The organism is Fusicatenibacter saccharivorans (assembly GCF_027667425.1).
Classification (GTDB): Bacteria; Bacillota; Clostridia; order Lachnospirales; family Lachnospiraceae; genus Fusicatenibacter; species Fusicatenibacter saccharivorans.
Genome location: NZ_JAQEGR010000001.1, coordinates 297,877 through 309,943, shown reverse-complemented (window position 1 = coordinate 309,943; position 12,067 = coordinate 297,877). Strand labels below are relative to the sequence as shown.

Here is a 12,067-nt window from a genome sequence, read left to right as displayed (position 1 = left end):
CCCCTTATTTTTTCTCACCGTTTACTCTACTTTCCGGCGGAAATGGCCTTTGGTATATTCCTGTTCGGCCGGAACTGCGATTCCTTTACAGTACGTTCCAGCAAACGCAGCGGCGATTTCTTTTGTCTCCTCCAGTGTCTCGATGGTAAAATTCAGCCGCACCGCAGCCGGATGCATGGACCGGATCTCATCGGCTTCTTTTACCAGGCCGAGCGGAAGGCTGTTGTAGATCACACTGTAGCACGAGGTGCAGTAACTCTTCACCGGGAAGTATTTTCCCATCCGGTCTTTTAAGCGTACCAGAGAATAACTGTGATTGCAGCCGTTCAGGTTCTTCTGGACACACTGGGCGGAAACCATCATCGGAAGGTAGCCGTAGACCACCATTTCGCTGTTCGTATTGTCACGTTTTCCGATTTCCCGCTCGTTCAGCTCATACGGAACGGTATCACGCTGCACGCCCTGCTCCTGCCAGAATGCCTGCGCACGGCTGTTGTACGTGTAAACGCTGTAATCGAGCCGGATATCCTTTTCCATTCCCATCTCTTTCAAAAATGAAAAGCTTTCGAGATTGCGGATCAGGAAACCGCCAAGACCGATCTCCTTCAGACAGCGGAACGTGTCGCGGTATTCCTTCAGATCGCCTTCACGCACAACGTGCGGCAGCATCAGATAAACCTGTTTTCCCAGTTCTTTCGCCTGCAGGATTCCTTTTTCCGCCTGTTCTTCGAAGATTTCCCGTTTGAAGCATCCCATGCCGGCGTAGATCGTCGTGATCTCCGGAATCTCGAGCAGCGCATTCCACTGGGCTCTCGTCTCGGCAGATGCGGTCAGCTCCATTTTCTTTTCTGCCCTGTTCTCCTGGTCCGGTTTTCCAGATGCTTTTGCTTCCTGTTCCGGCTTTTCCGCTGCTTTTCTGCGGTATGGCTCTGTCATCTCTTTCACCAGCTGGTCCGAAACGCCTCTCCGCAGCTCGTTTAACGTCTGCATCGGCACGAAACAGTTGTCATCCATACAGACATCGAGTTCTTTGAAATAGAATGGTGTCTCGCCTGTCTTTTCCAGCTGTGTTTTTACGCGTTCCTCTGTCAGCGGCTGCTTCTTTGCCGGTTCTACCATGCCCGCCTCTGCTGTTACGCTGTATTTTCCGCTTTCTGCACTTAAGAACGCCGGCTGGCCCGGATACAGGGTCAGAAAGCCGGAAATCGGCTCTTTTGCCTCAGTCTCGATATAATCTCTCTGGATCTCATAAAAGAGCTGCTCATTTCTGCGCTGTTTCTTTTTATTTTCCTGCTCTTTTTCGTTCTTCAGCGCCATCATATCGCGTCCGTTTCTTACGGTATAATAGCTTTTGTTGAAACCGTCACGGTTATACAGCTCATACAGCTTTTTCATGTCCTCCGGCAGAACGTGGAAACGGGACGGCTTTTTTTCGTACAGATCGAGGTATTTGCGGTAAATGCTGACAACGCCCGCTGTATACTCCGGCTTTTTCATTCTGCCTTCGATTTTGAGGGACATAATCCCGGATTTTACAATCTCCGGCAGCAGTTCTACCGTACACATATCCTTCGGGCTTAACGGATAGCGGTCGCCCGGCTCCCCCATGCGGTGGTTGTCTTTATCGTACGCTTCGTACGGCAGACGGCACGGCTGCGCGCATCTTCCGCGGTTTCCGCTTCTCCCGCCGATCAGGCTGGAAAAAAGGCACTGTCCCGAATAGCAGTAGCAGAGCGCCCCGTGGACGAAGCATTCAATTTCAAGGTTGGTCGTCCGGTGGATTTTCTGGATCTCCGCAAACGAAAGCTCACGGGCTGGTACCACACGCGTCGCGCCAAGGCTCTCCAGGAAACGCGCTCCCGCAGATCCTGTCACTGTCATCTGTGTGCTCGCATGAATGTCGAGATCCGGGAACCAGGAGCGGACCGCCTTTAAAACGCCCATATCCTGGACAATCACGGCATCCAGTCCCTGCTCATAGTACGGACGCAGATACGGATACAGTTTCTCTTCCAGTTCCTCCTCTTTTAAGAGGGTGTTGACCGTCAGATACAGTTTCCGGTTCCGCAGATGGACGTAATCGATGGCTGAGAGAATCTCCTGCTCATCCAGATTTTTTGCATACGCTCTTGCGCCGAATGCGGCTCCGCCGAGATAGACGGCATCCGCACCGGCGGAAACCGCCGCTTTTAACGCTTCCATCGAACCGGCTGGTGCTAATAATTCTGTCTTCATCTTTATCTCCTAAAAACGGGCGATTACCTGTTCCGCAATCCCCCGTTTTTCCTTCTTTTACGCTTTTAATAAATCTTCCAGATCCTTATTTGCCTTATCAAGCTGCCGCTGCAGTTCTTCCATCTCGCCGCGCACATGTTCCAGCTCGATTCGTTTCTCTTCCAGCTCTTTTTTCAGATCGCCGGCCTGGATTTCCGCTGCGATCAGATCGTGCTTCATATCGTAGGTTTCCCGGTCTTTGGCTTCCATATCCTCTTCGAGGGTATCTACCTGGCTTTTTGCTTTGAAATAGTCGTCTGCAATGTTCAGTGCAAGCAGTGTGTGCTTCGTATCCACCGACAGGCGGTTGTATCCGGCTGACTGGGAAAGTTCGCTGATCTTCTGATTCAGATAAGCAGCTACTTTCTGCAGATATTCCGGGCTCTCATAGCCTCCCAGTGTGATAATTTTTCCATCTATTAAAACCTGTGTTGTATTTTTTACAGCCATTCTTTTGCTTTTCCTCCACTGAATTTAACCGGACCAAACTTCCGGCTAATATAACCTATCATATACCGAAAATGGAAGAAAAACAACCTTTTTCTGCAAAAAGCGACAGAAAATGAAAGATTCAGGGCTTTTACTCTTCGATCTTACGCGGTGCCTCCAGCCCCAGGTGGTGCCAGGCAAATTCCGTTGCCACTCTTCCGCGCGGAGTGCGGTTGATAAATCCGGATTTGATCAGGAACGGCTCGTAGACATCTTCGATGGTTCCGGCATCTTCTCCAATCGATGCTGCCAGGGTATCGAGTCCCACCGGACCGCCCTGGAACTTTTCCATAATGGTGGTAAGAAGCAGCCGGTCAGTCTGATCCAGTCCGTAACGGTCTACTTCCAGCAGATCGAGAGCAAATGATGCGACCTCTTTTGTGATTCTTCCATCGTATTTCACCTGGGCAAAGTCGCGGACACGCTTTAAAATCCGGTTTGCCAGACGCGGTGTTCCCCTGGAACGGCGCGCCATCTCAAGCGCTCCCTGCGGGTCCACCTCCACATTCAGTACTTTTGAGGAGTGCAGGATAATGTTGGCCAATTCTTCCTCCGTGTAAAATTCCAGATGGTGGATGACACCGAACCGATCGCGGAGCGGAGCAGTCAAAAGACCTGCACGCGTTGTTGCGCCGACCAGCGTAAACTTCGGCAGATCCAGGCGGATCGAGCGCGCCGAAGAGCCTTTTCCGATCATGATATCAATCGCAAAATCCTCCATCGCTGGGTAAAGAACCTCCTCGACCTGGCGGTTCAGGCGGTGGATCTCATCAACAAACAGGACGTCGCCCTCCTGCAGATTGTTGAGGATCGCTGCCATCTCACCCGGTTTTTCGATCGCCGGGCCGCTCGTTACCTTCATATGGGTTCCCATCTCATTTGCAATGATGCCCGCCAGCGTTGTTTTTCCAAGTCCCGGAGGGCCGTAAAACAGCACATGATCGAGAACATCACTTCGCTGTTTTGCTGCTTCAATATATACTTTCAGGTTCTTTTTCGTCTTTTCCTGTCCGATGTAGTCGTCCAGGTGCTGGGGACGGAGCGAACCTTCGATTTTCACGTCCTCCTCGAGAACGTCAGTTGTGATAATTCTTCTTTCCATCGTTATAAGGTTTCCTTCTTCCACAATTTAGGACCATCTGCTAAAACATATGCTTCAATGCCGCTTTCAGCACAGCCTCGCTGTCCATGCCTTCGGTGATTTCGACTTTCTTTACTGCCTGCAGTGCTTCCGTTCCGGAGTAGCCAAGCGCAGTCAGCGCCTGTACCGCATCCTGGAAGGCATCCGGTTCGCCTGCCTGCCGTACCGCCGCAGCCGCCTGATTTCCTGCCAGCTTCTGCTCGAACGCTTCCTGCAGGTCGAATTTGTCTTTTAATTCCAGAATCAGCTTCTGCGCGGTCTTCTTTCCGATGCCCGGTGTTTTGGCAATCGCCTGGACATCTTCCGAGAGGACGGCAAAGCGCAGATTGTCTGCAGTAAGCGTGGACAGCACCGCAAGCGCCGCTTTTGGTCCGATGCCGCTTACGCCGATCAGCATACGGTATATTTCAAGATCTTCACGGGACAGAAAGCCGAATAGGGAAATTCCGTCTTCCCGCACACTCATATGGGTATATATCTTTAACTCCTCTCCCTCCCGGATGCCTGCGTCGAACATACTCGCTGGAATATTCAGCTCATAGCCGATTCCATGGCTTTCGAGAATCATTTTTCCTTCCGAAAGAGAATCTACAGTTCCTTTGATAAATGCAATCATGTTTTTCCTCCAAAGCGCCGTTTTTTTTTTCGAAAGCGAACGCACATTCTATTATAGCAGAACTTTTCTCATCACGCAACGATTAGTCGCTGTCTTTCTTGCATGTCAGATTTTTTCGTCTTATAATATCTTTAGATTCAAAAAAGTTTTTCAAAGGAGACAAAAAACCTTATGCAGATCATAGATTCTACCCCCGCTGCTCTCTCTGCCAATCTTCAGATGTATCTGAGAAACGGCGATGTCTTTTTCGATATTGAGACGACCGGCCTTTCCTGGCGTACCTCGCATCTCTATCTGATTGGTGCGCTGTTCTTTGACCCGGCCGCGGATGCTTTCACACTGCGCCAGTGGTTTCTTGATCGACCGACCGAAGAAAAAGAGATGCTTGTCTCTTTTTTCACGTTTCTTTCCGACGTGAAGCGGCTGGTGCATTTTAATGGAACGACATTTGATCTTCCTTACCTCACACACAAAGCACTGTTTTATCAGATGGAAGATCCGCTTTCGTCAATCGCATCCCTGGATCTTTATCAGGCACTCCGCCCGTTTCAGTCAATCCTGGGACTTTCTTCAATGAAACAGAAAAATGTGGAACAGTATCTCTCATTCCCACGGAAGGATCAACTTAACGGAAAACAGTTGATTTCTGTTTACCACGACTATCTTCAGACACTGGATGAAAAGAAACTGGAACTGCTTTTCCTTCACAATTATGAGGATGTCCTCGGCATGGGTTCTGTTCTGGAACTGCTCGCGCTTCCTGCCCTGTTTCACGGCGATTTTTCTGTCCAGTCGTGTCGTTTTACCGGACAGACACTGGAAGTTTCACTGCAGCCCGAGCGGGAAGTTCCGGTTTTCCTCTCCCGTGTCTGCGCGGATGGTTCTCTTACAGCCTTTGGTTCACGGGTTTCTCTCTCCCTGCAGACGCATACGGCGGAGCTGAAATATTTCTTCCCGGACTATAAGAATTACTATTATCTTCCGCTGGAGGATCAGGCTGTTCACAAGAGCGTTGGCGCGTTTGTCGATCCGGAACACCGTCAGAAAGCAAAGGCTGCCAACTGCTATCAGCGGCGGACCGGTACATTTCTTCCGCAGCAGAAAGAGTTTTTCACCCCGGCCTTCCGCGAGGATTTCAAAAGCCGCCCTTACTATTTTGAGTGGTCCGATGCCTTTCTTTCGCAGGAAGATCTCCTGAAAGAGTATCTCTGTTCCGAGCTTCAGCTCTTTTTCAAAGACGATAGCAAAACCAGAAAATAAAACAGCCGTACACGTTTTTGCATGCACGGCCGTTTTTCCGGGACTGTCCTTTCCAAGCAGTCCTTTATTTTTTCTCTTCTTTCTCTTCTACCTTTTTTTCTTCCTTTTTCAGAGAAGCATGATGCGTTCCCTGCAGATGCGGATAGGCGCGCAGATAACGTTTCGTTGTCAGGCGCATCAGCCAGTTGGTCGGAAGCTGCGGTTTTGTCATCTGGTCAAAGCGCTCCAGCAGCTCTTTAAGATCCGGCATCTTATCACTGCGCACATCAAATCCAAGTGCCGCAAACCGTTCTTTCTGCTCTGCTCCGAACTCGGTCAGGCGTTCCTTCTGCTCTGCTCCGAACTCCATCAGGCGGTTCTTCGACTCGAAAAGCGGATTTCTTCTTCCCTCGGCTTCTTTCCGCTCCTTCTCCAGCTTCTGCATCTGCTCCATTGCCTCAGACAGTGTCTGGCGCTTCTCGGCCAGATATTCTTTCATCTTATCTCTGGAATACTCTGCACGATACTGCTGTACTTTCGCATTCATCTCCTCGGCAAGCTGGTTAAAGCGGGATTTCTGCAGATATTTCAGAAATTCTCCCCACGTTTTCTCCAGACTGCGCATCTTCTGTCCCAGCTGGAATGCTGCGGCTGCGGAAAATCCAAAATCTACCAGATAGCAGACGGTAACAACGGAAACAATGATCTCTCCTGTAGTATCCGAAACAAGATTCACTACTTTCACGGCAATCGGCTGCAGAATATAGAACAGCCCCAGTGTAAAGAATCCCCAGGCAATCGAACTGCTGAGGCAGATCTTTCCCTGAAAATTAAACTTCTGATTGCTGTAGTCCCACCAGTGCGCATGAAAAATGGTCTCCATCAGCACGCCGGTTACATATTCCAGAACCGTCGCTACAATGACACCTCCGAAATACAGTGCCCAGACGTTCGCTTCAAACGGGCGCAGGATCAAGTATACCATAACAGCGCCGGTGCCGTACAGTGTCAGCAGCGGACCATTGACAAAACCGCGGTTGACCAGTTTTTTCTGCCGGATCGATACATAGGAACTCTCCCAGATCCATCCGCAGAAGCTGTACAGCCAGAACCATGCTAGAACGTGGTACAGATCCACACCCAGAATCTTCGTCTCCCACATAAACTTTCATCCCCTTTTTCTTTTCTGGTGCCAAAAACAGGATGATAAGAAAATACCGCAGGCAACAGGTTTCCTGTCTGTTCAGGAAACCCGGTTGTCTACGGCATTCTAATCATCCAACTGCAGCACCTGCAAGTTAAATTATTCTTACTCTTCTACTGGCTCTTCGTTTTCCAGAGCTTTCATGCTCAGAGAGATTTTTTTGTCTTCCTCGTTGAAATCAACTACTTTTGCAGTGATTTCCTGTCCGATTTTCAGTGCATCAGACGGTTTCTCAACATGCTCTCTGGAGATCTGGGAAACATGAAGCAGAGCATCTACGCCCGGCTCAAGCTCAACGAATGCACCAAAGTCAGTCATACGGGCAACACAGCCTTCTACTACGTTGCCTACAGCGTATTTGTCAGCAGCGTTCAGCCACGGATTCTCTTCCGGGAATTTCAAGGAAAGAGCAATCTTGTCGCCGTTGATGTCTTTGATCAGAACTTTTACAGTCTCACCAACTTTGAATACTTTTTTCGGGTTCTCTACGCGGCCCCAGGACATCTCAGAGATGTGAAGCAGTCCGTCAGCTCCGCCCAGATCGATGAATGCGCCGAAATCGGTAACATTCTTAACAGTTCCCTCTACAACATCGCCAACTGCGATGCGTGCGAACAGTTCTTCCTGCAGTTTCTTCTTCTCAGCAACGATGAGCTGTTTGCGGTCACCGATGATGCGTCTTCTTCTCGGGTTGAACTCGGTAATAACGAATTCAATTTCCTGATCTGCATATTTAGACAGATCTTTTTCATATACATCAGATACAAGGCTGGCCGGAATGAATACTCTGGTCTCCTCAACAACTACGGATAATCCTCCGTTCAGTACCTGTGTTACTTTTGCTTTCAGAACTTCATGATTCTCGAATGCTTCCTCGAGTCTCTTGTTGCCTTTTTCAGCAGCAAGTCTCTTGTAAGTAAGAAGGACCTGTCCCTCTCCATCATTTACTTTCAGAACTTTGACTTCCATTTTGTCACCTGGCTGTGCAACGGTGTGAAGATCGATGGAAGAATCGTTGGAATATTCGTTTTTGGTAAGAATACCATCGGCTTTGTATCCGATATTCAGGATAATCTGATCGTCTTTGACATCGATTACAGTACCCTCAACGACTTCTCCGTTTCTGATTGTTTTAAATGATTCATCCAGCATTTGTTCAAAACTCATTTCTGACATTTTTTGAACCTCCTCAATTATTTTATTCGGGGTGGATGCCCCAGCTGTAATACCTACGCGACCAAATGATTGAAAAGGCTTAGATTCCAAATCAACGAGTGTCTCTATAAAGTAAGTATTTTTACATTCTTCTTTACATATCTCATACAGCTTTTGCGTGTTTGAACTATGTCTGCCTCCCACGACAAACATGGCATCAACCTTCCTGGCAATTGCTCTCGCTTCCGTCTGTCTTTCCTCGGTAGCGTTGCAGATAGTCTTTAAAACAGTACTATCATAACTCTTTTTCAAAAAAATTTCAACTAAATCTTTAAATTTGTTGTAATTAAATGTCGTCTGTGCCACAATAGATATTGGTTTTCCATTTTCGGGCACAAAACTTTCCGCTTCTTCGGCGGTATGCATCACGGTAACCGGGCCGCTCGCCCATCCCATGATGCCCTGTACCTCCGGATGATCCGCGCTTCCGATGATGACGACGTGGCGGCCTTTTCTGCCCTCCTCGTCCACAATCCGGTGGATCTTCTTGACAAACGGGCACGTCGCATCTACAATCTTCATGCCGCGCGCTTCGATCTTTTCGCAGACATCCCGCGACACGCCATGCGACCTGATCACAACGGTTCCGCCGGAAAGCCCCTCTAGTTCATCTTCCGAATGGATCACCTGCACGCCGCGGTTTTCGAGATCCTCCACAACCTGTTCGTTGTGAATAATCGGCCCGAAGGTGTAGACCGGCTTTTCACCGCTCTCAATTTCACGGTATACCGTATCGACCGCCCGTTTGACGCCGAAGCAGAAGCCTGCACTTTTTGCAACAGTTACTTCCATCTGTTTTTCTTCTCCTCTTTTCTCTGCCGCGTTTACATGCGCTCGCGGGCAAGGCTTAAGATCTTTTCCACAACCTCATCGATCGTCATTTCAGAGCTGTCAACGAGTACGGCGTCTTCTGCCTGTACCAGCGGGGAATGCTCTCTGTGCATGTCCTGATAATCACGCTCATTGATATCTTCCTCGATTTTCGCAAGATCGGCTGTCTGTCCCTTTTCGGTCAGCTCTTTCCAGCGGCGCAGTGCGCGGACATGGGCACTTGCTGTCAGATAGACTTTCAACGGTGCGTTCGGCAGAACGGCAGTTCCGATATCGCGGCCGTCCATCACAAGATCCGTATTCTCCGCCATCTCCTGCTGCAGCTCCACGAGTTTTTTCCGTACTTCCAGATAGGCGCTTGTCGCGGATGCCATCTTTCCAGCCTCCTCGGTGCGCAGTCTTCCGGTGACATTGACGCCGTTTAAATAAACCTGCTGCTCTCCGTTTTCGTAGGAAATGGAAATTTTCACATCTTTGCAGGCTGCCTCAATTTTTTCCTGCTTTTCCGGTGCAATGCCAAGATCTGAAAAATAGATGCCCATGGCACGGTACATTGCTCCTGTATCAACGTAGACAAACGAAAGCTCCTTTGCCACACGTTTTGCGATTGTACTTTTGCCAGCGCCTGCCGGTCCGTCAATTGCAAGATTAAATCTCATCTTCTCTCTTCCTCCTGAAAATTCTAAAATCTGTGATCCATATTTTATTCCTGTTCTTCCTTTGCCCGGATCTCTTCGGCTGCAGCATGGGCACTTACCCAGGCAATCTGCAGATTGAAGCCGCCGGTCAGTGCATCGAGATCGAGCACTTCTCCTACGAAGTACAGACCTTCTTTTTTCTTTGCCTCCATCGTGCCCGGACGGATCTCTTTCACGGAAACACCACCCTGTGTGATAATTGCTTCACGGAAACCCCGTGTTCCGGTTACTGTAAACGGGAAATGCGTGATCAGCTCTTCAAAGTGCTGACGCTCCGCTTTCGATACGGCATTGACCTGTTTGTACGGGTCGATCCCGCCAAGAGAGAGCATCACCGGAAGCAGTTTCGCCGGGAACAGACTGTTGATCACGTTGCGGAACTGTTTGTTCCGGTTTTCCTCAAATTCACGCAGGATCCGCGCATCCAGCTGTTCTTCCGTGAGTGCCGGCTTCAGGTTCAGATATCCTTTCAGCGGCTGCTGTTCCAGTGCTTTTCCGATGTAGGAGCTCGCAGAAAGCCCCAGCGGGCCGGAAATTCCGAAATGTGTAAACAGCATCTCGCCGAATCCATCGAACAGCGTCTTTTTGCCGTTTTTAATCGTCATCGTCACATTTTTCAGGGAGAGTCCCTGCAGCTCACGGATGTACGCTTCCTCTGTTTCCAGCGGCACCAGCGCCGGGCGGAGCGGAGTGACGGCAAGTCCTGCCTCTTCTGCGAAACGGTAGCCGTCTCCATCCGACCCCGTCGTCTGGTACGACATACCGCCGGTTGCGACAACGACATCATTGTAAAAAAGCTCTTTCCCGTTTTCCAGGCGGATTCCTTTCACGCGGTCTCCTTCGAAAAGAAGCTCTTTTACTTTTGTATTCTTATGCACCTGAACATTTTTCCGTTTCAGTTCCGTCTCCAGCGCGCGGATAATATCCGAGGAGTGATCTGACTCCGGGAAGACACGGTTTCCGCGCTCCACTTTTAAGCGGACACCTGCCGCTTCGAAAAACTCCTGCACCTGGGCGCTGTCAAAGCTGTAGGCGGAGCTGTACAGAAATTTCGGGTTTGTCACCACATTCGTGAAGAACTCTTCTGTCGGGCAGTCGTTTGTCACATTGCAGCGGCCCTTTCCTGTGATAAACAGCTTCTTTCCCAGCTTTTCATTTTTTTCATAGAGATGAATCTCTGTCTTTTCGCCGGCGGCAAGCACGGCGGTCATCATTCCGGCGGCGCCTCCGCCGATTACTGCTGCTTTTCTCATGCTTTCTCCTTTACCGGCAGAGCTGCCTTTTTTCCGCCCATAGGACGTGCATCGTCCAGCCCGTTGATTTCATCGTTGCTGTAAACCTGGTACTCATCCCACAGTTTTTCCATGCTCTCAAGTGTCTTTTTCACATCCGCCTGGCGTTTCATGCAGAGCGCCACGACAAGCGCATTGATTACACTCAAAGGGGCCACCAGAGAATCGACGATCGATGCCATATCGCTCTTGGCAATCAGCGTACAGGCTGCATAAACATTCATCGGTGAATGCACACTGTCTGTGATCGTAATCACCTTCGCTTTGCGGCTGTTCGCAAATTCCAGTGCCTTCATCGTACGCATCGAATACCGCGGGAAGCTGATGCCGATCACCACATCATCCTCCGTGATGCGGATCATCTGCTCGAAAATCTCGCTGGAACTGTTTGTCTGTACCTGGCGCACATCCGGGAAAATCATATGGAAATAGAACGCCAGAAAGCTCGCAAGCGGCGCGCAGCTCCGAATGCCGACAATGTAAATTGTCCGCGCAGAAAGAATCGTATCCGCAGCGCGCTCAAAGGCGCTCCGGTCCACTTCTTCCAGCGTCATCTTGATTTTTTCAATATCCGACTGCAGGACGGTCTCCAGAATTTCTCCCTGCGGCACGCGGCCATACGTAAACTGCATCCGCTGCACTGAATTCAGACGATTCATCACCATCTCCTCCAGTGCGCGCTGGAACTCCGGATATCCCGCGTAGCCAAGCTGCATCGCAAAGCGAACCGTTGTCGATTCGCTGACGCCGACCTGCTGTCCCAGGCGCGCTGCCGTCATCGATACGGCCTGGTCATAATGTGCCGTAATAAAATCTGCCAGCCTCTTCTGTCCTTTGCTCAACTTTCCGTAATTTTGATTCAGACGAATGAGGAGATTCTCGTTCGCTGCCTTCTGCTCTTCTGAAGAAGACTGTTCTTTTTCTTTTTTCATGTTATTTTCTTCCTGATTTGTTTTTCCGATCTGCAAATGCCGTTCGGCATCCACATTTCTTCTTTTGGGGGCATCCTGATTCTTTTTCGGACACACCTCAATCTTTTGAATTATAACACGAATAAATTACTGGCGC

The 12,067-nt window shown here is 49.6% G+C and carries 10 protein-coding genes; 1 reads left to right on the top strand and 9 read right to left on the bottom strand.

Annotation, left to right across the window (positions count from 1 at the left end; all coding sequences use genetic code 11):
• Positions 1-21: 21 nt before the first annotated feature.
• The 4 genes from PGS38_RS01410 to ruvA form a co-directional block, all read right to left on the bottom strand.
• Positions 22-2,235, bottom strand: coding sequence for a U32 family peptidase (locus tag PGS38_RS01410; RefSeq protein WP_117508998.1), 2,214 nt, complete (start codon positions 2,233-2,235; stop codon positions 22-24).
• Positions 2,236-2,292: 57 nt separating this feature from the next.
• Positions 2,293-2,724, bottom strand: coding sequence for a cell division protein ZapA (locus PGS38_RS01405; protein ID WP_055226374.1), 432 nt, complete (start codon positions 2,722-2,724; stop codon positions 2,293-2,295).
• Positions 2,725-2,854: 130 nt separating this feature from the next.
• Complete coding sequence (gene ruvB / locus PGS38_RS01400) at positions 2,855-3,865, bottom strand: Holliday junction branch migration DNA helicase RuvB (RefSeq protein ID WP_022461905.1); 1,011 nt, start codon at positions 3,863-3,865, stop codon at positions 2,855-2,857.
• 40 nt (positions 3,866-3,905) lie between these two features.
• Positions 3,906-4,520, bottom strand: a complete 615-nt coding sequence (gene ruvA, locus PGS38_RS01395; RefSeq protein WP_022461906.1) for a Holliday junction branch migration protein RuvA — start codon at positions 4,518-4,520, stop codon at positions 3,906-3,908.
• Between the two features lie 171 nt (positions 4,521-4,691).
• Between ruvA and PGS38_RS01390 the strand changes: the two genes are divergently transcribed.
• Entirely contained in the window at positions 4,692-5,780 is a 1,089-nt protein-coding gene (locus PGS38_RS01390) for a ribonuclease H-like domain-containing protein (RefSeq protein WP_119188464.1), read from the top strand.
• 64 nt (positions 5,781-5,844) lie between these two features.
• Here the strand turns inward: PGS38_RS01390 and PGS38_RS01385 are convergent, their stop codons facing one another.
• The 5 genes from PGS38_RS01385 to PGS38_RS01365 all read right to left on the bottom strand — a co-directional run bounded on the left by PGS38_RS01385 (position 5,845) and on the right by PGS38_RS01365 (position 11,931).
• On the bottom strand, positions 5,845-6,921 hold the full coding sequence (locus PGS38_RS01385) for a putative ABC transporter permease (protein ID WP_055226378.1): 1,077 nt from the start codon (positions 6,919-6,921) through the stop codon (positions 5,845-5,847).
• A 147-nt stretch (positions 6,922-7,068) separates the two neighbouring features.
• Positions 7,069-8,970, bottom strand: a complete 1,902-nt coding sequence (locus PGS38_RS01380; RefSeq protein WP_117509002.1) for a bifunctional 4-hydroxy-3-methylbut-2-enyl diphosphate reductase/30S ribosomal protein S1 — start codon at positions 8,968-8,970, stop codon at positions 7,069-7,071.
• Between the two features lie 32 nt (positions 8,971-9,002).
• Positions 9,003-9,668, bottom strand: a complete 666-nt coding sequence (cmk, locus tag PGS38_RS01375; protein WP_118719020.1) for a (d)CMP kinase — start codon at positions 9,666-9,668, stop codon at positions 9,003-9,005.
• Between the two features lie 44 nt (positions 9,669-9,712).
• The gene (locus tag PGS38_RS01370; RefSeq protein ID WP_118719018.1) at positions 9,713-10,960 is read right to left on the bottom strand and encodes a BaiN/RdsA family NAD(P)/FAD-dependent oxidoreductase; all 1,248 of its coding nucleotides are present in this window, start codon (positions 10,958-10,960) and stop codon (positions 9,713-9,715) included.
• Positions 10,957-11,931, bottom strand: a complete 975-nt coding sequence (locus PGS38_RS01365; protein WP_117509159.1) for a MurR/RpiR family transcriptional regulator — start codon at positions 11,929-11,931, stop codon at positions 10,957-10,959. Before PGS38_RS01365 ends, PGS38_RS01370 begins: the two co-directional genes overlap by 4 nt.
• Positions 11,932-12,067: the final 136 nt, after the last annotated feature.